This window comes from Kribbella albertanoniae, from assembly GCF_004348455.1.
In the GTDB taxonomy this organism is placed as follows: Bacteria; Actinomycetota; Actinomycetes; order Propionibacteriales; family Kribbellaceae; genus Kribbella; species Kribbella albertanoniae.
Map to the genome: position 1 here is coordinate 41801 of NZ_SMKA01000001.1, position 22710 is coordinate 64510.

At 67.6% G+C, this 22710-nt stretch carries 26 protein-coding genes; 11 read left to right on the forward strand and 15 right to left on the reverse strand.

The window, feature by feature from the left end:
• Positions 1 to 254 precede the first annotated feature (254 nt).
• Both E1261_RS00145 and E1261_RS00150 read left to right on the forward strand, forming a co-directional pair.
• Positions 255 to 1532: an NsdA family TPR-like regulatory protein gene (locus E1261_RS00145; protein WP_132399755.1), complete on the forward strand. Its 1278-nt coding sequence runs from the start codon at positions 255 to 257 to the stop codon at positions 1530 to 1532.
• Positions 1533 to 1572: 40 nt separating this feature from the next.
• The gene (locus E1261_RS00150; protein WP_132399758.1) at positions 1573 to 2118 is read left to right on the forward strand and encodes a GNAT family N-acetyltransferase; all 546 of its coding nucleotides are present in this window, start codon (positions 1573 to 1575) and stop codon (positions 2116 to 2118) included.
• A gap of 32 nt (positions 2119 to 2150) precedes the next feature.
• Here E1261_RS00150 and E1261_RS00155 read toward each other — a convergent pair whose 3' ends face one another.
• From E1261_RS00155 to E1261_RS00185, 8 genes are all read right to left on the reverse strand, one after another.
• Positions 2151 to 2741 carry a dTMP kinase gene (locus tag E1261_RS00155; protein ID WP_165952280.1) on the reverse strand — a complete coding sequence of 197 codons (591 nt, stop codon included), beginning with the start codon at positions 2739 to 2741 and terminating at the stop codon, positions 2151 to 2153.
• A complete protein-coding gene (locus E1261_RS45020; RefSeq protein ID WP_165952281.1) occupies positions 2738 to 3901 on the reverse strand; it encodes a hypothetical protein in 1164 nt (387 codons plus the stop codon). Before E1261_RS45020 ends, E1261_RS00155 begins: the two co-directional genes overlap by 4 nt.
• Positions 3898 to 4089 (reverse strand): hypothetical protein, encoded by a 192-nt coding sequence (locus E1261_RS00160; protein ID WP_132399764.1) that lies wholly within the window; start codon positions 4087 to 4089, stop codon positions 3898 to 3900. The genes E1261_RS45020 and E1261_RS00160 overlap by 4 nt, the downstream gene beginning before the upstream one ends.
• Positions 4086 to 4673: a hypothetical protein gene (locus tag E1261_RS00165; RefSeq protein ID WP_132399767.1), complete on the reverse strand. Its 588-nt coding sequence runs from the start codon at positions 4671 to 4673 to the stop codon at positions 4086 to 4088. The genes E1261_RS00160 and E1261_RS00165 overlap by 4 nt, the downstream gene beginning before the upstream one ends.
• A gap of 278 nt (positions 4674 to 4951) precedes the next feature.
• Complete coding sequence (locus E1261_RS00170) at positions 4952 to 5353, reverse strand: recombinase family protein (RefSeq protein ID WP_132399770.1); 402 nt, start codon at positions 5351 to 5353, stop codon at positions 4952 to 4954.
• Positions 5350 to 5886 (reverse strand): hypothetical protein, encoded by a 537-nt coding sequence (locus tag E1261_RS00175; RefSeq protein ID WP_132399773.1) that lies wholly within the window; start codon positions 5884 to 5886, stop codon positions 5350 to 5352. Before E1261_RS00175 ends, E1261_RS00170 begins: the two co-directional genes overlap by 4 nt.
• Positions 5883 to 6224, reverse strand: a complete 342-nt coding sequence (locus E1261_RS00180; protein WP_132399776.1) for a hypothetical protein — start codon at positions 6222 to 6224, stop codon at positions 5883 to 5885. Before E1261_RS00180 ends, E1261_RS00175 begins: the two co-directional genes overlap by 4 nt.
• Positions 6221 to 6421, reverse strand: a complete 201-nt coding sequence (locus tag E1261_RS00185; RefSeq protein ID WP_132399779.1) for a hypothetical protein — start codon at positions 6419 to 6421, stop codon at positions 6221 to 6223. Before E1261_RS00185 ends, E1261_RS00180 begins: the two co-directional genes overlap by 4 nt.
• A 286-nt stretch (positions 6422 to 6707) precedes the next feature.
• Between E1261_RS00185 and E1261_RS00190 the strand changes: the two genes are divergently transcribed.
• The 4 genes from E1261_RS00190 to E1261_RS00205 all read left to right on the forward strand — a co-directional run bounded on the left by E1261_RS00190 (position 6708) and on the right by E1261_RS00205 (position 11067).
• Positions 6708 to 8117 carry a helix-turn-helix domain-containing protein gene (locus E1261_RS00190; RefSeq protein ID WP_165952282.1) on the forward strand — a complete coding sequence of 470 codons (1410 nt, stop codon included), beginning with the start codon at positions 6708 to 6710 and terminating at the stop codon, positions 8115 to 8117.
• 10 nt (positions 8118 to 8127) lie between these two features.
• Positions 8128 to 9027, forward strand: coding sequence for a phosphotransferase (locus E1261_RS00195; protein ID WP_165952283.1), 900 nt, complete (start codon positions 8128 to 8130; stop codon positions 9025 to 9027).
• Between the two features lie 94 nt (positions 9028 to 9121).
• Complete coding sequence (locus E1261_RS00200; RefSeq protein ID WP_165952284.1) at positions 9122 to 10534, forward strand: helix-turn-helix domain-containing protein; 1413 nt, start codon at positions 9122 to 9124, stop codon at positions 10532 to 10534.
• Between the two features lie 35 nt (positions 10535 to 10569).
• Positions 10570 to 11067 carry an SAM-dependent methyltransferase gene (locus E1261_RS00205; RefSeq protein ID WP_132399791.1) on the forward strand — a complete coding sequence of 166 codons (498 nt, stop codon included), beginning with the start codon at positions 10570 to 10572 and terminating at the stop codon, positions 11065 to 11067.
• Positions 11068 to 11086: 19 nt separating this feature from the next.
• Here the strand turns inward: E1261_RS00205 and E1261_RS00210 are convergent, their stop codons facing one another.
• The gene (locus tag E1261_RS00210) at positions 11087 to 12406 is read right to left on the reverse strand and encodes a GGDEF domain-containing protein (RefSeq protein WP_132399794.1); all 1320 of its coding nucleotides are present in this window, start codon (positions 12404 to 12406) and stop codon (positions 11087 to 11089) included.
• 166 nt (positions 12407 to 12572) lie between these two features.
• On the reverse strand, positions 12573 to 13763 hold the full coding sequence (locus E1261_RS00215; RefSeq protein ID WP_238175919.1) for an MFS transporter: 1191 nt from the start codon (positions 13761 to 13763) through the stop codon (positions 12573 to 12575).
• Positions 13764 to 14262: 499 nt separating this feature from the next.
• Between E1261_RS00215 and E1261_RS00220 the strand changes: the two genes are divergently transcribed.
• A complete protein-coding gene (locus E1261_RS00220; RefSeq protein WP_132399800.1) occupies positions 14263 to 14469 on the forward strand; it encodes a hypothetical protein in 207 nt (68 codons plus the stop codon).
• A 45-nt stretch (positions 14470 to 14514) separates the two neighbouring features.
• On the opposite strand, the gene E1261_RS47240 is transcribed toward E1261_RS00220, so the two are convergent.
• The 4 genes from E1261_RS47240 to E1261_RS45825 form a co-directional block, all read right to left on the reverse strand.
• Positions 14515 to 14991 carry an SAM-dependent methyltransferase gene (locus E1261_RS47240; protein WP_132399803.1) on the reverse strand — a complete coding sequence of 159 codons (477 nt, stop codon included), beginning with the start codon at positions 14989 to 14991 and terminating at the stop codon, positions 14515 to 14517.
• Positions 14992 to 15083: 92 nt separating this feature from the next.
• Complete coding sequence (locus E1261_RS00230) at positions 15084 to 16376, reverse strand: HEAT repeat domain-containing protein (RefSeq protein ID WP_165952285.1); 1293 nt, start codon at positions 16374 to 16376, stop codon at positions 15084 to 15086.
• Between the two features lie 70 nt (positions 16377 to 16446).
• Positions 16447 to 16821: a hypothetical protein gene (locus E1261_RS00235; RefSeq protein WP_132399809.1), complete on the reverse strand. Its 375-nt coding sequence runs from the start codon at positions 16819 to 16821 to the stop codon at positions 16447 to 16449.
• 106 nt (positions 16822 to 16927) lie between these two features.
• Entirely contained in the window at positions 16928 to 17797 is an 870-nt protein-coding gene (locus E1261_RS45825) for a DUF6283 family protein (protein WP_202874224.1), read from the reverse strand.
• Positions 17798 to 17891: 94 nt separating this feature from the next.
• Here E1261_RS45825 and E1261_RS00245 point away from each other — a divergent pair, with 94 nt between their 5' ends.
• Together E1261_RS00245 and E1261_RS00250 are read left to right on the forward strand one after the other, a co-directional pair.
• Positions 17892 to 18452 carry a cysteine hydrolase family protein gene (locus E1261_RS00245; RefSeq protein ID WP_132399812.1) on the forward strand — a complete coding sequence of 187 codons (561 nt, stop codon included), beginning with the start codon at positions 17892 to 17894 and terminating at the stop codon, positions 18450 to 18452.
• The gene (locus E1261_RS00250) at positions 18449 to 19078 is read left to right on the forward strand and encodes a hypothetical protein (RefSeq protein ID WP_132399815.1); all 630 of its coding nucleotides are present in this window, start codon (positions 18449 to 18451) and stop codon (positions 19076 to 19078) included. The genes E1261_RS00245 and E1261_RS00250 overlap by 4 nt, the downstream gene beginning before the upstream one ends.
• A gap of 288 nt (positions 19079 to 19366) precedes the next feature.
• Here the strand turns inward: E1261_RS00250 and E1261_RS00255 are convergent, their stop codons facing one another.
• Positions 19367 to 19933 carry a hypothetical protein gene (locus E1261_RS00255; RefSeq protein WP_132399818.1) on the reverse strand — a complete coding sequence of 189 codons (567 nt, stop codon included), beginning with the start codon at positions 19931 to 19933 and terminating at the stop codon, positions 19367 to 19369.
• 376 nt (positions 19934 to 20309) lie between these two features.
• Between E1261_RS00255 and E1261_RS00260 the strand changes: the two genes are divergently transcribed.
• On the forward strand, positions 20310 to 21701 hold the full coding sequence (locus E1261_RS00260; RefSeq protein ID WP_132399821.1) for a hypothetical protein: 1392 nt from the start codon (positions 20310 to 20312) through the stop codon (positions 21699 to 21701).
• Positions 21702 to 22300: 599 nt separating this feature from the next.
• The gene (locus tag E1261_RS00265; RefSeq protein WP_132399824.1) at positions 22301 to 22705 is read left to right on the forward strand and encodes a hypothetical protein; all 405 of its coding nucleotides are present in this window, start codon (positions 22301 to 22303) and stop codon (positions 22703 to 22705) included.
• Positions 22706 to 22710: the final 5 nt, after the last annotated feature.

Here is a 22710-nt window from a genome sequence, read left to right on the forward strand (position 1 = left end):
CGAGCCGGGGGACAGCCGCAGCTGACGTGCCGTCAATCGCATGGCTGACCTCCCCCAGAAGTTCCCGCAGCGCCACGCGATTGCCACGCAGCTGAGCCCGGTCGTCTCACCCAGTGATGATGAATGTGCAACCAGTAAGCACCGTCGGGGCGTGCCTGGGGATGGCCAAATCGGGACATTCGGCACTTACTGATGGTGGCCAAAAGTGGGCGGCCCACTACCGAGCGGTGTGAGTTGGCGTCTACGGTTGGGCCATGGCAAAGGACCCGGCCTCGCGCAACCTGGCGCTGAAGGCCTGGATGGACGAGCACGAGGTCTCGGCGGGCGAGTTCGCCGAGATGCTGAACGAGGCGATGTACGCAGGCGGCCGGCAGGACGGTGATGTGACGCGGCGGACGGTGTTCCGGTGGCTGTCGGGGGAGCGCCGTTCACCGCAGACGGCACAGCTGAAGGCCTTGGAGACGGTGACCGGGAAGACGGCAGCCGAGCTGGGGTTCGTTCCTCGCCGAGTGCTGGTGCGGCCCATTCCGTCGCTGCAGGACGCACCGGTGCAGCGGCGCACGTTCCTGGCGGCCGCGTCGACGACGACGTTGGCGACACTGGCCGCGACAAGTTCGACCGGGCGGCCGACGGTCGGTTTGCCGGACGTGACGCGGCTGCGGGGGCAGTTGAACGAGTTGTGGCTGCACGACGATCAGTTCGGCGGCGGATCGAGTCTGGAGCAGCGCGCGATCGCGCTGGCCGAGCGCACGCTGGGACTACAGCAAAACGGCGCAGCGACCCAGCGAGTCCGGGCGCGGCTGTACGCGCTGGCGGCAGCGTTCACGAGCGCGGCGATGTTCGCCGCCTTCGACGCCCGCCGCCTCACCGAAGCGCAGCACCACCTGGAGAAGGCGGTGACGCTGGCGGGCCTGTCCGGCGATGCCCAGGTGCAGCACCAGCTCTGGCGCTACGCCTCGATGCTCGCGGTCCACAAGGGCCGCTACACCGACGCGATCGCCGCGGCCGAGGCGTGCGCGCAGACGAAGGTACACCGCGCGGATCCGTTCTTCGCCTCGATGACGCACAGCCGGATCGCGCTGGCCGCCTCGAACCTCGGCGACGGTGCCCGCGCTCTGCGCGCGCTCGAGCGCTCCGCCGAAGCACTTGAGCGGGCCGAGACCTCGATCCCGCGCCCGGCGTCGGTGAACTTCTACACCCTCGGAGAGCTCCACGGCCTGGCCGGCATCGTTCACTACCGGCTGGGGATCGCGGCGGAGTCCGAATCGCATATCCACCGCTGCCTGGCCGAGCTACGTGCCGACCAGCACCGCAACCGCTCCTACTACCGCGCCCAAGCCGCCTTGGCCCAGCTGGCGCAGGGCGACGTCGACCAGGCCCTGGCCACCGCTCAGAGCGTGGTTCCGTCCCCGACCGACCTGACGCCTGGTCGGGTGTCGCACCTGCTGGCGACGTTCACCTCCGCGCTCACCCAGAACGCGGCCAGCGGCACGGCCGTCCGTGACTGGCGCGACTTCGTCCGTGCGCTCTGACCGACCTCGCTGTTCCGCCACCTTCCCCCTGAGGAGCATTGTGTCCGCCGAGATCCAGCTTGTCCGCTACGGCGCCGATCAGCTCGCCGCCATCCGTCCGACGCTGGTCAGCCTGTACGCCGAGGTCTACGAGACCGAAGCGGCCACTGACCCGTTCTTCTCGATTGAGCGGTACGAAGGACGCCTCACCGGGCACTCGTCACGGCCGAGCTGGGAAGCCGTCGTCGCCTTCGACGGCGGCGAGGCCGCCGGCTACGCCTACGCCGCCGCCCTCCCACCGACCACGCGCTGGTGGGACCACATGCTCAATCCACTGCCGCCCGCCGACACCGTGGAGGACGGGCAACGGACCCTAGCGCTGTTCGAGCTAATGGTCCGCAAACCCTGGCGCGGCACCGGCCTGTCGACCCGGATCCACGAAACCCTCCTCGAAGGCCGCCCCGAAGAGCGGGTGACGCTACTCGTCGAACCCGGACACCCCAAGGTGAAGGCCCTGTACGAGTCGTGGGGCTACACCAACATCGGCGACCAACAGCCCTTCCCCGACGCGCCCATCTACGCCACCATGCTGCGGCCCCTCCACTGAGTCGACGCCTCGGGCTGGCTGTACTGGGTCGGTCAGAGCAGTTGCATCACGGCCTGCAGCAGCGCCGCGGCGACCTCCTCCGGCGTACCGTCGGCCGGCTGGCTGCGCAGCGTCCACCCGGACTCGTACAGCTCGTACAGCACGGCGTCGTAGACTGCGTGCTGCGCGATGAACGCAGCCGCTGGGTGTGGCTGGTCGCCGCGGACTGCGGCGCGGGCCTGACAGATGCTGGAGTCGGCGAGCAGCGCGACCGTGAGATCGGGGACGAGCGCGTCACGGTTCAGGGTGCGCAGGAAGTCCGGCGCGGCCCCGGCGAGCTCGTGCAGCGCGAACGCGCTGGGCAGGTAACTGTCGTAGACAACCACCGCCCCGCGCTCCAGGGCTGGAGTCACGACGTGGTTCAACTGTCGGTAGCGGTCGCCGGCAGACAGGCACGCCAGGATCTGACCGTCGTGCCGACCCATCGGCTCGTGCCTGAGGACGTCGCCGATCGGTGATGCGCTGGGTTCGCCGGCCATCACGACCTCGAGCTCCAAGCGGCGAAGACCCGCCGCGAGCAGCGCGCAGGCGGTGGTCTTGCCGACCGCGGTCGGGCCATCGACGACGATAAGGGTGCCGCTCACTCGGCACCCGCCCTGGGTCGGCCGGTTCCAGCTGTACGAGCCCCGTCCGGTGGCCTTTGCGTTGACTGCACAGACCGGCCTCCCGCGGCTGCGAGGTTGCGGATGGTGGTGGCTTCGCTGTGACGGACGACGTCGAGCAGTTTCCTGAGCTGCGATCGGCTAATCGAGTGGTCCAGGCCCGCTGACGCGACGGCGGCCCGGAGCCGTGCTCGCAGGGTGGCCGACAGGTCGCCGGCGATCGGGTGCGACAAGACGTCGCGAGCCGCGTACGCGTCGCCGGTGAGTGCGGGATCGCTGTTCAGCGCCTGAACCAACGACGCCGTCTCGCTGGCCGGGCTGAGGTCGGCAGCAGTGAGGATGAGCCGGGTGCGGAACACAACAAGATCCGCCGCCGGGGCGGCGCGTTCGAGTTCGGCCGGGCTGAACAGCGGCTTGGTGCTGACCGGATCGCAGAGGCGGCCGAGGGCCCGGCGGACGAGGTGTTCCCAGCGTTCGGCCGGCTTGGCGGTGGCCAGGAGTTCGCGGGCGGTAGCGGTGTCGCCGCGCAGGTGGTGGGCGATGACGGCGATCTGGCGGCCGTCGAGGAGCCGGCCGCCGATGCCCCGATGCAGCTCAACGGCGGTGAGTGCTTCATTCCAGCGCCCGGCGGTGGTGAGCGCGCGGGTTCCATCAGCCGACAGCACGGTCCACAGCCACCGGACGATCTCCGGCCGGGCAGCTGGGGTAAGGAGTTCGTCGAAGTCGATCGTGTGGCCTGCGACGTCGACCTGGTCGTCATGCTGGGCTGCGGTGAGCAGGCCGGTCAGGAGCTGGTGGCCCTGCTCAGCCTTCCCTGCGCGGATCTCCAGGCGTGCAAGGTTGACGATGGGCTCAAGCGCCCGCCGGGCGTCGCCCGCGTCGAGCGGCTGGACCTGGCGATACAAGCGCAGTTGTTGCAGGCAGCAGGCCCGGGCAAGGTCGACTAGGCCGGCGTCGCTGGCGATGATCGCTGCCTGATGATGCACCGTCGCGGCCAGCGTCAACGCTTCGGCTCCGGTGGTGCGCCGGGCCCGGCGAACGGTGGCGACGAGCTGGTCGATCCGCCCGCTCAGAGATCGGCAGGCCGATCGCGGGTGCGCGACCAGCGGAAACCACCTCAGCGCGGCGGAGATGTTGATCATCCCTCCACCACCGTCTCCATCAGAACTGGCCACCCGCCCTCAGCGGACGGTGCACCGCAGTTGACAGGTAGCTCATGAGCCGTCGACGGCCGGTGACCGGTGAGGCCGAAGGCGATACCGAACGCGATCGAGGCGAGCACAAGACACAGATCGAGGACCAGCAGGTCGCCACCTGGCACCGGCGTCATCGAATCCCCACCACAGCACGGCACCGGGCGATGACGCCGCGGACCAAGGCCCTGATCCGGCGCGCATCGCCGGGGACGACGTCGACGAAGACCAGCTCCCGGATCCGTCCAGTCTCACCATGTCCGGGTTCGACGCTGCCAAGTTGTTTGCCGCCGGCCACGGCGACCTCGATGTCGCATAGGAGCTCGATCGCGAGCGCGACCGTCTGGCCTCTGCCCAGCCGGTAGTGCCGTTCGAGCCGCAGCAGAACCTGGTGGGTGTCGTCAGCCAGCCACACCGCCACCCTGCGACTCGGCGTACCGCCGCACGAGGTCGCTATCTCGCGGGCCATCGCCTCGAGATCGAGGCCACGGACCCGCGAACGCTGAAACCACCTGCGGCCGACGATGACCGGCCGGTTGCCGCCGGCCACCTCGCCGGTGAGGACCGCGAGTACGGCCAGCGCTCGCCTGACGGCCTCCGTCGCCGAGACTGCTCCCCGGTTCGCGGATCGCTGCAGATCCGCCACCGTGGCCTCGGGCAGGGCTTCGTCGAGGCGATGCAGCGAGTACAGGCCGGGGCTGAGGGGGGCGAGCGTTATCACTGGAATCGGTCTTCCGGAAGTAGTGGGGTTGCGGCGGGCGGCCGCCGATGCAGGAGTCGAGACGGCCGCCCACCGGTTGGGGCGAAGTCCCCGGCGCTCGGGGTGAGGCGCCTCGAGCCAGCCGGACGCAGGGGCGTCCGGAGGGGCGGGTCGAGGGCCGGGGACTTCGGTCAGGAGGGGGTGGGACCCGTACAGCGGCAGCCGGTGAGGAGACCGGCCGCCGGCGGTCGGCTCGGATGAGGAGTTCCGGAGCCGGGTGCCGGGGCCCCACCCCCGGATCAGGGGAACACCTCGGTCACATCGGTTCCTTGCCGCTGCAGGTACTGGCGGCGGGTCTCAGCCGTGGTCCGGCCTTCGAGGTCGATCGCGGCCGGGTCGAGGTGTGCGAGCGTGGTCACGAGCACCGGGCTCGGGGCGGCGGTCTCGATCCTGTTCCGCAACGCCTGGAACCCACCACCCCCACCGTCCGGCTCGTCGACGTAGGTTGCGATGAGGCTGAGCTGGTGCCGCTCTGCGTACTCCCGGATCCGCGCCAGGTGAGCGTCGAGCTCGGCGCGCCTCATCTTCGTGGCGTCGACGTAACCCAAGGTCCAGGCACTCGGCCTGCCCTCCGCCTGGAGGAGTGCTCGCACGGCGTCGCTGCTGCCCGAAACGGCAGCCCCGGTCCATTCGGTGGTCACGTCGGCCCATCCGCTGTCGGCCGCACGGTTGCGCCCGTGCCGGCTTCGATCTGCGCGCGACGGGTCTCGGTTGTCGCGGGTCCGGCGGGCGAGTCGACGTGGTCGAGGTGCGGCACGAGCACGAACTGCGGGTGGAAGCGTTCGATGCTGATCATCAGCGCACGAAACTGCGATCCACCACAGCCTGGATGGTCGACATAGATGTTGCCCAGGCCCAATCGGTGCTTGGCGGCGTACTCCGCGATCTCCGCACGAGCCTTCGACACCGCGTCCGCGGCATCAGCCTCGTCTGCCTGCTCGACGTCGGCCGCCTCGGCCTGTTCGGCGTCTGCACCGTCCGGACTCCGCTGACCAGCGGGCCGGGCCAGTCTGGCCGCGTCGATGTAGCCGATGACGAGCGGGCTCGGGTGGCTACCCCACTCGGTCTCGGCCTCCATCAGGTGTCCTTTCAGGGCCAGTCCTGCATCGATGACGTGTTTGATCATCGGCAGCAGTGCCGGCCCGCGGCGCGGCGCCGCGGTGACCGGCGTCATCGCGCGCACCTGCCATCGACGCGTACCAGCAACGGCACGGGCACCACCGGCACTCCGGCGTCGTCCAGGAGCTTGGCGTAGTGCTTGGGCAGCTCGGTGCCGGCGAGGACGGCGACGGTCGGCACGGGATCGCTGCTGATGACCTTGTCGTGCAGAGCGCTGATCCGCGCTGTTCCGGTCTCGAGCGTCTCGACGAACTGTTCGGCGAGGTTGAACCCCTCGGCCTGGGCGAAATCGGCCAGGTGCTGTCGCAGTTCGTGAGCGGTGTCCGCCGTGGCCGCCGGGTGCTTGATCGTGACGTACCCGAGCAGAGTCGGGCGAGTGAGATCGACCGTCATCCCTTGTCTCCTGCCTGCGGGGCTACCGCAGTCGTTCCGACCAATTGGTTGGTGACACGCAATCCGGCGAATCGGCTGCGCATCGCGCTCTCGTACCGCGCGGCCAGCGCCGGCTCAGCGGTGTACATGGCGATGATGTGCTGGCCGAACCAGACCCGAACTGTCCGACGGCCACCAAGAGCTGAGGACGAGGTCACCAGTCCTTCGCCTCCTGCACCTGATCGCGGAAGAACCCGATACCGGCGGCTGCGGCAAGCAGCCAGAGCAGGAGGTATACGGCCTGGTACATGGTGTCTCCCCGTAGCGCATCGGTCAGTGGGTGCTTGAGCTGTTGCTCTAGGTGACCGATTCTGGAGAGATTCCGCCAGGAAGATCGAGGGTTCTGCTGTTGACAAATAGTTTGTCAACAGCCAGATCGTGCGATCATGAATCACCTGTAGTGACCTGGTGGTGACGAAATTCGTGCCTTCGAGGGGAGAAGCTGTGAGGAAGACGGGGAAGGGTTCAGGCTCACTGGAGTCGGCCCAGCAGTTCTTCGGTGCCGAGCTGCGGCACTGGCGAACCACCCGCGGTCTTTCGCTGCGCCAACTCGCGGAACTTACGCACGAGTCGTACGCCTTGATCTACAGGGTCGAGAAAGCCGAGCGATCTCCGTCAGCCGATCTGGCAGTTCGCGCTGACGCTGTCCTGAACACCGATGGTGCCTTGAAGAGGAGCTGGTCGCGCGTCGAGCAGGCCAAAGCTGCGGCCAAGAAGGCTCCAGAACCGATTGCTTCCACGCTGGGCTTGGGGTGGGACTCGTCGACCGCCTCGACCGTGGGCACCGTGGCGGGCCTTTGGCGGGCGGACCTGAGTGGCGTCGAACCAGTCGTGGGAGCTGCCTGGACACCTGAAGCAGCCCTGGACCCGGCCCGGCGCTGGCTGTCGCATGACGACGATCTCGACACCTCGCACCGCGGCGGCCGGAGGATCGGGCGCAGCGAGGTCGAGGTGATGTGGTCGATGTGCCGAGCCTTCGCGGATGCTGATCACCATCTCGGTGGCGGATATGCCCGCTCGACGCTGATCCAGTTCGTGAACCAGACCGTCTTGCCGCTGCTTGCAGGCACCTACGACGCGGAGACCGGCCGACAGTTGCTTACCGCGGCCGCCCGGTTGTCCGACCTCGGCGGCTTCATGTGTTTCGACTCCGCTCGCCAGGGCCTTGGCCAGCGCTACTACATCCAGGCACTACGTCTCGCCTCGGCCGCCGGTGACCGGGCGCTCGGCGCGCACATCCTGGCCGACATGTCTCTGCAGGCTCACGACCTTGGGCGACCACGAGAGGCGCTCGCGCTTGCCGAGGCCGGGCACCGCACCGCCCGCGACTGTGGTTCGCCGTCGACGGCAGCACGGTGCAGCGCGCTGCAGGCCAGAGCCCACGCGCTGGCCGGCGATCGGCCCGCGACAGCTGCTGCGATGACGACGGCCGAGCACGAACTCAACACGGCCCAGCCGGACGATGAGCCGTTCTGGATCCGGTTCTTCACCCCCGAGCAGCTCGCCGCGGAGTTTATGTACGCAGCGCATGACCTCGGTCAATCAGCAGAAGTCCAAGAGCACGCACCCACCGTGCTGGCCAGTTCTGCGGCGATGCAGCGCCGTGAGGTCTTGGCCGCGTCGACGCTGGCGTCGTCCTATCTGCCCGGGACCCGCAGCAAGTTCAGCACCGTTGATGTGGAGCGCGCTTGCGACATCCTCACCAAGGCGCTGCCTTCGGCAGCTGGTCTCACCAGCGCTCGAGGGCTGACCTCGATCAACTCCGTGCGGCGTCAGCTCGCGCCGTATCACTCGCTGCCGGCTGTGCAGGAGGTCGAGCAGACGTTCGCGGAGTTCGCCACCGCCGGCAGCTAGAGTGCCGCTCGTGCGCACCGACCTTGACCGAATCCTGCACACGGCTTGCCGCCGCCGGAACATCGATGCCACCGGCGCCGAGCTGATCCATCACTACAGCAACGCCGTGTATCTACTCCCGGCCGCCGAAGCGATCGCCCGGATCAACACCGGTGGTGAGAGTGCCGGCAGGCTGGAGACGACCCAAGTCATCACCTCTTGGCTCGTCGATCACCAGAACTTCGCAGCGACAGCACCACTGCCGGGATCCGAGCTCGTGCAGACGGATTCTTCGACTGTGGTGACGTTCTGGACCTACTATCGCCAACCCGACCCAGCCCCGGAGCTCACCTCCGCGCATCTGGGTGGGCTACTCCACGCCCTCCACCACATCGCGGCACCGCCGGTGGAGGTTCCGGCCTGGCAACCGCTGGAATCTTTGCAGCACGCGCTCGCCGACCCGGTCGCGCAGAACGCGCTGTCACCGGATGAGCGAGGCTGGTTGAAGAGCCGGATCCAGGATCTTGAAGAGGAACTGGCAGGCCTGGACTGGCCGCTCGGATACGGCCTGATCCACGGCGACGCCTGGGCCGGCAATCTGCTGTGGGCGTCCCATCACGATCCCCGTGTCGCCATGCTGTGTGACTGGGACCGGGTCAGTCACGGACCCCGGGAAGTCGATCTGATCCCGACTTGGCACGCTGCCCTCCGCTACGGCCGCGACGAGGCGTGGATCCAGGGTTTCGTGAATCGCTACGGCTACGACCTGCGTGACGGCGTCGGCTACGAGGCGCTCCTGGCCATGCGAGACCTCGCTCAACTTCCGGGACCGATGCGCCGCACATCGAGCCCTGCTTATGCAGCAGTGCTCCGCCAACGGTTCGACGCGATCCGCGCAAATCACAGCCCGGGCACCTGGGTCACGCTCTAAGCTCGATCCGTGGACGCGGAGCATGAGCGCTCCCATGCGCGAAGGGCCGCACCGCGGCCAGCCGCCATCGATGCTCTGGATACGGGGAGAAATTGTGCCTGACCTGCCGCAAGAGCTATGGCCACCGGCGCGTGGCCGGCAGATTTTCGGGACCGAGTTGCGACGCTGGCGCCAGACCCGCGATCTGTCTCTTCGCCAATTGGCTCCGCTGACGCATCATTCCTACTCGCTGCTCAGCCGGGTGGAGAAAGGCGAACGCACACCGTCGGCCGACTTGGCCAGACACGCCGACTCGGCCCTGGATACCGGCGGAGCTCTGCTCCGGCTCTGGAATCTGTCCAGCACCAGCCAGCCGCGATCCAGTCGCTCAGCTGCTGGCCACCAGCTGACGCCCGTCGGCTGGACGGTCGATACGCTGACCGCGCTCTCCGACCTGCGAAAGGGAGACGTGGACATCGAGCGTCGATCGGTACTCCGTGCGGCCGGCTACTCAATCGCCGCACTCGCCCTGCCCGGGCATTCGTGGTGGGACGCGATGGTCCTACGCGGCGCCGGCCGCTCCAGTCGCGGTGGCCGGCGTATTAGTGCCGGCGACCTGGAGGCGATCCGGGAGACGGTCGACATGTTCACCCGCATCGACCAGCGTCGCGGCGGTGGCCATGCTCGGAGTGCGGTCGTGCAATACCTGACCTCCGATGTCGCCGGAGCTCTGACGGCCACTCACGCCAGTGACGAGATCCGCCGGGGATTGTTCTCGACCGCCGGTGAGCTGGCCTATCTCAGTGGATGGATGGCGTTCGACAACGCCGAACATGTGGCTGCCCAGCGGCATTTCACCGTTGCGGTCCAGCTTGCCGCCGAAGCCGACGACCCGCCGCTGGCCGGCCACATCCTGCGCGCGATGGCCCACCAGGCCGTCGATCTCGGTCACCACCGGCAAGCCGCCGAGCTGGCCAAGGCCTCGCTGGCGGGACCACGCTCGCGGCTCGCGACCCACCGCGAGCGCGCACTCCTCGAAGTGGTTCACGCCAAAGCCTTGGCCGGCAACGGGCAGAAGGCTGCAGCCTCGCGAGCACTGCTCCGGGCCGAAGACCAGCTCGCGGCCGCTGGCCCCGGTGACGAGGAACCCGGCAGGATGTTCTTCTTCGGCGAGGCCAGCCTCGCCCACGAGACCGCCTGCACTCTCCGCGATCTCGGCGATCTACCGGCCGCCACGGCGCAGTTCCACCAGAGCGTGCGCACACGCAAAGCCACGACGTTCACCCGCACCCACGCCGTGACGCTCGGCTATCTCGGCCAGATCCAAGCACGCCAAGGCGCGGCCGAAGAAGCCTGCGCAACCTGGTCAACGGCGCTCGACGCAATGGACGGAGTCACGTCAGCTCGCACCCGGCAAACCGCCGTCGACATGCGCCCGGTTCTCGCGACGTTTCGCTCCCGCGGCGTTCAGGCCGCCCACGAAGTTGACCAGCGCGCAGCCAACTACCTCGCCGCCGCAACACACTGACACCCCCGGCTCCGAACCAAAGGACCCTTCACGAGATGACCAGCAACGCCATCACGCTCGAGCCGCTCGCACAGGTCATCGGCGGCCGCACACAACCCACGGACGACTACTGGGGCGGCACCCAGGCGATTCTCCGCATCGACGGAAAACGCTTCGACGAACAAGCTCTCATCGGACTCGATGCCTTCTCACACCTCGAGGTCGTCTTCTTCTTCCACCTCACGGACCGCACCGATCTGCCTCTGGCCGCTCGCAGCGCCAGAGACAACCCCGACTGGCCAAAAGTTGGACCCTTCGGGCACCGCAACATGCGCCGGCTCAACTGGCTCGGCGTCTCCCGCTGTCGCCTGATCGGCATTGAAGGACTCGACCTGCACGTCGAAGACCTCGACGCCGTCGACGGAACACCGGTCCTTGACATCAAGCCTTGGTTCCACGAGTTCGGTCCCCGCAGCGAAACTCATCAACCCGCCTGGACAACCGAAATGCTCGCCGACTACTACGCCCCCGACAAACCCGAAGATCCCCGGTGATACCGCGGCTCCTAGCCGGTCAGTCGAGTTCAGAGACAGGGGCGGCGACGACCCGGTTGCGGCCGGAGCGCTTCGCGGCGTAAGTGGCAGCGTCGGCGGCGAGAAGGAGGTCGTCGAGCGCGAGTCCGGCGTCCGGATACGTGGCGGTACCGATCGAGCAGGTCAGCTGATCTAGCGGGACGTGGCCGCGGCCGGTGGTGACGGTCACGACGACGGTCTCGATCCGGCGGCGAATCCGTTCTGCGGCCGCGGTGGTCTCGGCCGGCCCGGTGCCGGGCAGAAGCACGGCGAACTCTTCGCCGCCGAGTCGGCCGATGAGGTCGTCTGTGCGGAGTTCGTCGCGCAGTTCGCGCGCGACGGCTTTGAGGACCTGGTCGCCAGCGAGGTGTCCGTGGGTGTCGTTGACGGTCTTGAAGTGGTCGAGGTCGAGGTAGAGCACGCCGAGGGGGCTGGGGGTGCGTTCGGCCCGGACGAGTTCTTTGCTGGCGATCTCGTGCCAGAACACGGCGTTCGCGAGGCCGGTGAGGGGATCGGTGCGGGCTGCGAACTGGAACTGGCCGACAAGCAGGGCACGGTGGAGTCCGAGGATGGTGATGACGAGGGTGACGGTCAGCCAGGGCTGGTAGACCAGCAGGACGGCGGCGGTGATGCCGAGTCCGATGGCACCGGCGACGATGAACTGGTCGGACAGCCGGCCGAGGGCTTTGCGGGCTGTGCTGTCCGGGTTGGACAGCAGAACGGCTCCGACGACCAGGGCGTAGTTGATGAACCAGTACGCCAGCGCGGCGACGGTCACAGCGATCAGCCCGATCAGGCCACCGGCGTACCCGGGGTGCGCCCCGGGGTTGATCGTGGCGACGCAGATCGTGGCGGCGGCTGAGGCCAGGACGACGGTGGAGGCGGAGAACACGACGCGGTGCGGTTTGCTGCGCCGCAGCCGGATCCAGGAATGCAGGTAGCTCAGCGCGATGATCGCGATCGCCAGCGGTAACGGTAGGACCAGGACGGCGGCGAAGACCCACATCGCCTTCAGGTTCACGTAGGTGGAGCCTTCGGCCGCGCTCCACCGCAGCCGCTCGATCTCACGTCCTGCCTCGATGTGAACCGCTGACCCTGCTGCCAGGACGGCGAACCGGATCCAGTCACCGGAGGTGGTATCTGCTCCGGTGAGCGAGGCGGCCAGGACAGCGATCGCGAGCACGTCGACGACGAGCACGTAGCCCACCACGACCGACGGCGCGGACCACAGCGCCCACTGCCGCGGCGACCGGGCAGCCGTGGTCGCATCGTTCTCGCGACGGCGCCTGCGCTTCGGTCTCCAATGGCGGATACTCGACATGAACGTTTCCCCCAACCCCACATTCGTCCTCACGGTCAGCGTAAACGCGATATTACGCAATGTCACTGCGTTGATCAGACCGGCGGGCGATCCGGATCACGGGAGGAGGTGCGTCGCGATGCGCAACAACGACTGGCCCTGATCGGCCTGACCGAACGCTTCGCCATCACGCCCCCGGCCTTCCCGGTTGACCGGCACGCTCCGCGCGCTGGTAGCCGCGGGCGGCACCGGCTGCGAAGGCGACGCCGAGGACACCCGCAGCGGCCACGACCATGGCCGGCTGCCAACGATCGGCCGCAGCTCCGGCGGCCAGGACCCCGATCCCCTGAGAGACGATCAGCGCAGTGCGGGCCAGGCCGATGACTTGGCCCCGCTGCGCGTCAGGGATGTCCTGCACGAACGTGGCCTGAGCGGTGACCAGGTACGACGCGGACAGCCCGGACAATCCCCACAACGCCACCGTCGCCCACAGCCCCGGCGCGGCTACGCACGCGATCAGTGGAACGCACGACCCGACCGCGAGCGGCCCAATCCATGCCAGTCGCCGCGCAGGGGCCAGCCGAGACGACAGCAAGATCCCCACCACCTGCCCGGCCGGATTGGCCGCGAACAAGACCCCGACCGCGAGCGGCCCGCCGCCGACGGCCGCGGCGTACGGGGCGGCGAGGCCTTCGACGGTGATGTAGAACCCTGGCACGCAGATCAGCGCGGTCAGGTACCGCAGCCTGCGGTCGTCCCAGACCAGCCGGGCTCCGGCCGACAGCGACCCCCACCAGCCCGGCCGCCCGCCCGGGTCGTCGCTGCCAGGCACTGGACGTTCCCTGATGCCGAGCTGCAGCAGGACCGCTGAGACCGCGAACGAGGCCGCGTTGAGGCCCAGAGCCTGGCTCGCGCCGAGCGCGGCGACGACGGTTCCGCCGGTGACGAACCCGGCGAGCTGGGCGGCCTGCCCGGTGATCGCCGAGACCCCTGTGGCTGCCTTGTAGCTGTCGCCGGTCATGAACGATGCCATCGAAGCCGTGCGAGCGGACTGGAAAGGGGCCGCGAGCAACTGCACCGCGACCAGCAGCACGCACAGGATCCACAACGGCGTCCCGGGGATCGCCATCAGCGCGACCAAGACTGCTCGGGCGGCGTCGCAGCTGACCATCACCCGGCGGCGAGGGAACCGGTCGGCCAGCCCGGACAGCAGCGGGCCGCTGACTACGTCGGGCAGCAGCGTCAGTGCGTAGGTGAGCGCCGACAAGCCGGCCGACCCGGTCCGGTCGAACACCAGCACCGCCAGCGCGACCCGGGCAAGCTGGTCCCCGATCACCGACCCGATCAGCGCCGCCCACAGCCACCGGAACTCCGCCACCGCGAACACCTCACGATAGGTCGCGGGCCTTTCAGACGGGTCGGGAGGGCTGGAGCCGGGGCGGGGCATGCCGCTCAAGCTACCCAGCCCGTCGGCGCGGTCGCGCCCGGCGACGGTGAGCCGTTACCGGTTCGACACCCAGCAATGTGAAACGCCACCGGTCCCGGGCGCGATACAGCTGGCAAGGGGGAGGGCCGGGGGACTTATGAGGCGACATCATCAGCAAAGGCAGGGCTTGGGAGCGGAGGCCGCAGCGTTTGAGTTGGTGCGGCGTCTGCGCGGCCTGTGCACGATCATCTCCATGCCCCCGGCGGCCGCGTCCGAGGACGGTGACGAGCAACTGCTCAATTATCTGACCAGCTGCCGTCCCGGACCTGAACGTGGACGGTGTTGCTACCGGTAGACCGGTCTGCCCAGTCGTCCCCCGTGCGGCTGGGCAGGCCACCCGGCCGCCGGCAGGGGTTGGTGTTCAAGTGTTCATCGGGAGAACATCGTCTCCATGAGTGTTGAGTTGTTGCGCCCCGGCCATGCGGCCGTGTTCCTGGACGATGAGCCCGAACTCGACCTGGCCGAAGGCATGCCTGTGGTGATCACTGCCGTACGTGACCAGGACAACGTCGACTTCCGCCTGACCGACGGCCGAACGTTCACAACCACTGCGTCGTCGCTGGCCACCGCTCCCAGGGCCGCTATCCACCCCGCGTAGTGGACGCCAGCTAGCCCACTGACTGGGCGACGGTACGGGGGAGTTTCAGGGTTTGCGGGCTCCGGCGGCGTACAGGATGTAGCTGGCGTCGGCGTGGCGGTCGGTGTCCTCGAACACTTCATCGCTGTCTGGTGCGTGCCACTGGTACAGCGGCACCAGCCCTGATCCGACGAGCTCGAGGCCGGGGAGCAGTGAGGTGATCTCGGCCGGGGTGCGGAAGGTCAGGGTCGACCAGGACTCGTGGAAGCGTTTCTCGAGCGCGTCGGTGCACCGGGCGGCTTCGCTGCCGTCGCGGGGGTTGCAGACGTGGCTGCCTCGCCGGAGTTCACCGCGCTTGTGGCCGCGGCCCGCGCCGCGATCAGCCAGGTGCTTGGCAGCGACGCGGTCCGCCCCGAAGGTGCCGGGCAGCGGCCGCACGCCAGCCTCGGCTACGGCCTGACCAACGCCGACTCCGACCCGCTGATTGGTGACCTCAATGCCCTCGACCCGGCCGCGGTCACGTTCAGCGTCGACCAGGTCCATCTGCTGGCCGTCGACCAGGACCTTACCGCCGGCATCTACACCTGGCGACCACTGGCCACCATCGCGCTCGCTACCACCTGATCGCCTACGCGTTAGCCCGTCTGGCGGCTTGTCCAGAAGGTGAGGGGGAGACCGGCGTAGAGGCGCAGGGGCTCGTAACGGGGCCGCGGATCGCCCAGGCCGGGCAGTCCGGCATCGGCCAGTACAGCGGCAAGCCGGGTGAGAGCGGGCCGGTGTTCAGGATGCTCGTAGACGTACGGCGGGTGGCTGGGGTGCCGGTTGCTGCTCGAGCCTTCCCCCGCGTTGTCACCGAGACAGACGATCAGGTGTTGCTGGACGGGGGACAGGTCGGCGAACGCCCGAGGAGCCACTTGGGGCGTGGAGCCGAATGCGAGGATCACCGCCTCAGCGGCCAGGTCGGCAACCAGGCTGACGTCGACCTTGCGCAGACAGTCGCCCAGCGCGGTGACGATGTCATCGGTCAGGTCATCGAGCTCCTCGCGGCCGGCCAAGGCCAGCAGCATCTGGGCTGTGTACCACTCCAATGGGCCGCCCACGCGGTGATGCAGGGGATAGTTGTCGTCGGCAGCGAACTGGGCGAGGACGGCGACCACTCGGCGTGCCTCGTCGTCACCGGGGCCCACAGCAGACCCCGCAGGCCCAGTTTCGGGGTGCCGGGTGGTGTGGGTAGTGATGATCCGGGCCGAGGCGATCGCGGCCGTCCACCGCACGATCTGGCTGGGTGCGTCCAGCTGCCAGTGAACAGCAGCGGCACAGCTCCGATCACCGATCAGTGCCAAGGTGAGCAAGATGGCGGCACAGACCGTGGGATCGGGCTCAGCCTCCAGAGCGGCGACAAGTGCGGGCCCGCTGGTCGCGGCCTGGCCGGGGAACCATTTCAAGAGGCGCGCGGCCCGGGCCCGCACCGCGGCGTCTGGGTCACCCAGCAGGGCTGTCAGGCCGGGCAGTTCTGCGCGGACGGCCTCGTAAGATCGCGGCCAGCTGCTACGAGTTGCATCGGCCGCGGCCTCCGCCCGGGCGGTCGTGGTGTCGGTTCCGACCCGCAGATCTTCGTGGCGCCCGTCGTGACCGACGGCCAGCTGCTGCAGGATCTGAAGCGCACACAAGCGGGACTCAGGCGCGGCCGCTGCGATGGCGATCCGGGCCAGAAACGGCACCGTGTGCGGCCCTGCGTTGTCGTCCCCGCCAGGCCAGCGCAGATACCGGTCCCACAAGAGCGTGAACGCCCACTCGCGCTCGCGCTGGCCGGCGTCGGCCAGGTCCTGTAGCAAGCGGGGAACGTCGTCCGCGTGTCCCTCCAGGTGCCGCAACCTGCCCCAGTCGATGTCATCGATCCCGCGCAGCAAATCGTCGCTGGTCACCATGGTCTGACTCTCCCACATCAGGCGGGCGATCACCGGCGATTGCCGTGAGAAGTGATCCGGTAGGGCGTTGTTAGCCGCGGCGGTTTCGGAGTTCTGCGGGTAGCCACTCGTCGCGGATCGCGAGGCCGGCTGTGGTCGGGAACCAGGCGGTGCCGTATGCGCTCCGGGACAGGTCGAGCCATCCCAGGCTGATGAACAGCTCGGTCCAGTTGTCGGGCAGGCCTCTGCGCGGATCACGGTCGTACCAGCCGACGAGCCGCACAGGTGGATCCAGCTTGGCGCCGGTGTGGGAGTCGTAACTGTTCAGCGTGCCGTGCAGCGTCGCCCACCCGCGCAGGTCGTCCAGGGTGGTTGCGATCGCGCGCCGTTGAGTCTCGGTGAAGTTGTCGATGATCGCGGTGACGTCGTGATCAGGTAGCCGGGCTGGTGCGGGCCGTTGCTCCATCGGGGCATTCCCTTCGTCGCTTTCGACGCTAGGCCCGTCGGGGAGCAGCCGTTGTGTACGCACGGGCAGGCGGGCGGCGGGCTTGTTGGGTACGAGCGGCCAGGGCTCAGGTACTCGGAGTTGGCTCGGTGGTGGTGATGGCGCCGGCGTCGATGGTTGCGTTGTGCTCGTCGTAGCCGAGCCCGCGCAGTGCTCGGGCGACGACGGCTTCCGCGATCACCGGGAGCGGCGATGGAGTGGTTTCGCTGGGATCGTGCTCGATCGACGAGGCGACGAGGGTCCGCATCAGTCCGGGCGGTGTCATGGCGGCGACGCTCGAGGCGGTGATGGTGACTTCGGCAACGAACTCCCGATCGCTGATCCGAGTGATTGCGGCCTCGGCAAGCTCACGCGGGTCGGTCGAAGCAGTGATGGGCGCGAAAACGCCCAGCAGGTCGAACAGTTGATCGGTGAAGTCGGTGACCGAGCCGAACCGGTGGCCGGTGGTGGGCGGTTGCTGCAACTGGATAGGGACACGAAAGGTGGTCACCTGGTCGTCCTTCGGGTAGGAGAGGTCGCTGCGGGTCCGGCTGAGCTTGGCGAGGATCTGGCGCGCCCCGGGGCCGGGGTTGTTGATGTCGGTGAGGCCGTGGGCTGCGGCTTCGGCGCCGGAGGTGAAGACCGGTACCGGGGAGGTGTAGCCGATGCTGGCCTGGTAGGTGGTGGCGTCGATTCGGTCTTGGGCAAGGGCATAGCGCAGCGCGAGGAGGTTGTCGCCGTCATGGCAGCCCGCCCACCCGGCGCAGATCCGTACAGACGGGTGGTCGGGGCCAGTCTGGTGGCACAGGAACAGTTTGCTGGGTTGTGCCGGGGTGTCGACGTCGTAGCGCGGCAGCTTCTCGTACTCTTCGCGGTCCCACAGCCCTGAGAAGACGTCTTGGCGGTAGGGGCAACTTTCGCACGGTCGCGGTGCGGGCGGCTGGGTCGTCGGCGGCACCGCCCAAGTATGCAGCCTGCCGTGACCCGGTGCTGCCTTGCCCGTGCGGGCACCGCGTGCCGGGGTGCTGGCCGGGACCTGAGATCCTGTGTGGGTGGCTGGGGACGGTGCGGTGCTGATCGTGGTCGACGTGCAGAAAGGTTTCGTGTCGCCGAGCTCGGAGCGCGTCGTACCGCGGGTTGTCGACCTGCTCACCCGGTGGCGAGCGGCGGGTCGGCCGTACGTACTGACGAGGTTCGTGAACCAGTCGGGGTCGTTGTTCGAGCAGTTGATGGGCTGGACCCGTGTCGCGAACTCTCCAGAGACCGATCTTGTGCCGGAGTTGGGTGAGTTCGTTGATGGTGCGGCGGCGGTGATCGACAAGCGGGGGTACTCGTTCTTCATGGCCGAAGGCCGGCTTCTGCTGCAGTCGCGGGGTTGGAGCGAGTTCGTGATCGCAGGGATCGCGACCGATGCCTGCGTGCTGAAGACCGCCGTCGACGCCTTCGAGGCCGGGTCGATCCCGTGGGTGGTGAGCGACGCGTGTGCGAGCGAGGCCTCGGAGGAGGCTCACGCGGCCGGACTGCAGGTGCTGGGCCGGTTGATTGGGCGTCGCCAGCTGCTCACGACCGACAAGCTATTCGATCGGTTTCCATCGCTGGCGGAGGACCGGTGACCAGGATGCCGCGGCCTTCGCCACATGAACTTGGCGACGAGCCTCCGTGGCTGGAGGACCCGCAGGACTGGTTTTGGTGCTCGTCGTGCGAGCACGGTCTGTACTGGGACGAGCGCTACCACGGTGAGCTGTTGAGGTGCGTCAATCAGCAGTGTTTCGCGGCGGAGTTCGCTGTTCCGATCTGGGCGGCACAGAAAAATCGTGACGACCTGTTCGACGAGGCCGCAAACCCGGAGGGCTGGCCGAGGCCGGTCATGGAGAGCCGGCCGGTGCCGTACCTGGTGCCGGTGACGGCAGGCCGGCCGTGGTGGCGCGCGACAGATGGTGAGCGGTTGCTGCGCTGCCAGAACCAGTGGTGGTGCCAGGTCTGCGGCCTGCCGTTGCCGTCGGCCGCGTGGGTGCTGGTTGATGCCGGCGGCGACGTGAGCAGCGATGCCGCTATGCACGAACGGTGCCTGCGGCTCGCGGCCGGGACGTGCCCTCACCTGCTGGACGTGGGTGTGGGGTATCGAGCAGTGCAGGTCCGGCTCGATGATCTGCTGGGAGACGGCCGGCCGCTGCAGTTGGGCGACGCCTGGACGCCGAAACGCTGGACCCTCAGGGATGCGTCTGGAGGGATCGGGTGATCAGGATGGTGGCTCTGTCTCGCGTTCGTGCTCGTTGGGATCGGCGTGTGCCCTTGTGCGGTCGCGGGCGAGCACACCTGACACCGGACTGATCGGTAGGGGAAGCCAGACTCGCTCTCGCCCGACCTGGCCGCGCTTGAGGCCGTGGGGTGGCGCGAGTAGCGCCTCGCTCTGGCGTCGACGGTTCGTGCCAGCCGGCTGTCAAGGAGGTACGGGCAATTGGAAGGTTCGCGGAACCACCTCGCTGCGGCGGGCGCGAAACGAGGCTGTTGGAACCTGGTCCGGGCCTCAGGAGTTCAGTGCTAGACGTGGTTTCGGCCCAGTGGCCGCGCGGTGGTAGCGGCCGCCGCCGTCGCCGCGGCACTGGGGGCACCACGGCTGCAGCCGTGAGTGGCGAGAGAGCGACAGAAAGATCCACATGGCGGGCGTGGCGAACAGGAGCGTTTTGACCTGCTTGGAGATCAGGCCTGTGTGACGAGCAAGGATAACCAGCGCGATGGCCGAGGCCGTGATCACGAGGCAGCCCAGAGGGCGAGCTCGGATCCGATGGACCGTCGTTAGGTTGCGGCGGTATTGCTCGGCTCGGGCGGATCCGTCGAGTGACATCTCGGCGATACAGCGCTCACACAGCGGGCCGCGGGCATGCAGGATCAGTGCGAGGCCGGCGTACAGGACGGTCGTGGTCCAGCTGAGATCGAGCCTATAGGCGAGGCCGCTGGGGAGTGCGACGAGCTTGTCGGCTGCTGTGTCGGTGAGCTGAGCGGCGTACGCGGTGAGGAGGATCCGGTAGGCGTGGTGGCCTATCCAAGAACGGACGAAGAACGCGTAATGCACGGGTTTGGAATCCGCGATCACGTCATCGAACTGGTCCGCGAAGCGCCTTGCTCGGGCCGAGCAATGAGCCGGTAGCGGCCGATCTCCTCCGGGTCCTCACCGGTGAGCCGCTGCACCATTCTGGGCCCTCCCTTGGACTCTCGCGGCATCGAACTGTGCCTGGGCACTCGGATGCAGGCTGCCAGGTTCAGTGCCACTCGCTGCAATTTCAGCGGTCGGTCCGCTGAGCGCATCTTCGTGTGGAGGACTCCAGGACGACGCCGCTATCGTGCTGCCTTCCGCAATGGAACCGCGCGGTGCTCGATGCCGTCGAACGCGACACGCATCGCTTGTTCGTGAACATGTGGTCTGCGCGGGGTACTGACATCGCCGTGCTTCAGGATCGAAAGAAGTAGAGATGAGCGAACCTTCCAGGATGACCGGCATCCAGAAGCACTACCTGGCTGTACTTTCGTCCGTGGTCGGCGAGGACGGGATGATCGGAGCGTACGGACGCGCAGCAGTTAGCCATGTGCTGAAGGGAGCCCCCGAGCATTGCTGGCTTTTCGCCGCGACCGCTCGCCTGAGTTACAGCGAGGCGGAGATGCTCATCGCTGAGCTGCGATCTCAGATCTATACCTCCAGTGCTGCGGGCGAGACACCGCCGTTCGTCCCACACGACCTGGAGGCCGTTCGCCGGGGACTCGCTCTCGGATGGTGGGATCCGGATCCGGACGTGCCTACGCACCTCCGCGACCAGTCGGATCGACTGAGCTGGTGGAGTGCCGCCGTCAATTCGAAGCAGACGGAATTGCCTGAACTCGTGGCAGTTTGCCAGGGACATGCTCTCGGGTGGTGGCACCCGGATCCGGACGTGGCTACAAATCTCCGCGACCAGTCGGATCGACTGAGCTGGTGGAGTGCCGCCATCAACTCGAAGCAAGCGGATTCGCCTGAACTCGTGCCTCTGGATGACTGGCGGCTCGCCCAACGCCTAGCCATGATCGACGGTGAGGTTGGGCAAGACGAGCTGACGGCGCTGGGATCGCTCGGCTGGGTCTCCTTCGCGGATCCGATGCGGGAACTCGCGGGGTTGTTGCGTGTGCCTTATCGGCCCCGTCCCCACTGGTGGAGCGTCTACCTCGTACTTTCGCTGCTCCCGGCGGGTGTGCTGATCGTGCTCAGCCTCCTCACAACAGGAGTTCTGCAGGGGGTTCTGTTGACCCTGGCAGGTGCGATGGCTGGCATTCAGCTCGCGGCTCCATACGTGAAAGCCGTCAGGTTCGTAGCAACCCAACTCGGTGGTCTCGCCGAATCGGAACGCAAGGTATGGCGCAGCCTCGCGACCTACTCCAGATTTGTGTTCGGCCACGAGCGTTATGTTGGATCAGCTCCCATCGGCCATAGGCACGTCGCGCTCCCTCTTGAGCGTGCTCGATACCGGCGCCGATTCAGGCAGTGGACCAAGTACTTCCGACCGATGAGCAGTCGCGTCCTCGTGCGCGGCCGGCTACCTGGCATGGTTGCCGTTCTGAGCCCGTCACCTCGGCTCATACCGCAGAGCCTCTGGAACGCCCGGCAGAGACGCGTACTCCGACTGGTAGGCCGTGATCTCATCCGAGCAAGTGGCAACCGCAACGAGGACGCGTGCGTCCGAACTCTTGCCGACCAACTCGGACTGCCTTACGCGGCCCCAAGGGTGCGGAGACGCTACCTTACGGACATGACGCCTACCGGTGCCAGCGAGTCGATTCGCCAGGTTGGCGAGGTACTGCGCAAGCGACGTGGGAACGCGGCGCCCAGCCGCTAGAGATCCGGCGCGGCATTGTGTGACACCGAATTGGAGGCCAAGGAACGCACGGCGAGACTGACCTCGGTACTGCCGACTGGAATGGGTCATCTGCGTCGACCACCAGCGGCAACGCCTGCTGTTCTGGGCTTTCCACACCGTCGTCTTGATCCCGGACAAGGCGCGAGAAGGTCAGCGGAGTTCCTGAGCGCCGACGGCGAAGCTACTGCTCGTTGTCCATGATCAAGGGCGTGAATCCCCCGAGCGCCTGGGGCGACAAACACGTCGTGCATACCGGCAGACCCTCCTCGACACACGCCAGCAGGTCGTCGCGGCCGTGCCCGGTGTGCCAATCGCCCGTAGCTTGATCTCGAGCGGGCGTCACACCACAGTAGGGGACCAGGTCGCTTCGGCGCCGGTACAGGTGATGTACAACATCGGTGGGCATGGGGCACATGGTGCCATCCCGAATGGCTGGTCCGCTCACCTGGAGACAGTCCCTGGCGGTCAGCCGCCTGTGACGCGCTGTACCTGACCAAAATCTTGCGTATGGAATGATAGGCGCAGGAGGCCGCGTGTCGCAGAGGCATGCGCGACCGAGGCACGAGGGGGCCGACAACATGATCGTCAGGAGCATCCGACTCCGGAAGCAAGGTGTCGTGATCCCGGCTGCTGCGGTGCTTTCGGCTCTTACCTTTGCACTCACCGGCTGCAGCGGCGGCTCGGACGGCCTGAGTGGTGAGTACTACGACAAGGATGGCCAGCTCGTGATCGACGCGAGCTCGGTTACCTACTACGAGTTCGGTTGCGACGACGCCAAGAAGGGCAACGCGGTCATCGACAGCGAGCCGACCTCGTCCGGTGAGCTAAGCAAAGAAGGCGACCAGGTCATCTGGTCGAACGGCAAGGGCACCGGCAAAGTGACTACGAGCAAGAGCGGTGACACCGTCGACATCGACGGGAAGCAGTACACCAGGGTGGACAAGGACAAGGCGCTGGAGTCGTACCAGCCAATGTGTGGCTGATGGCG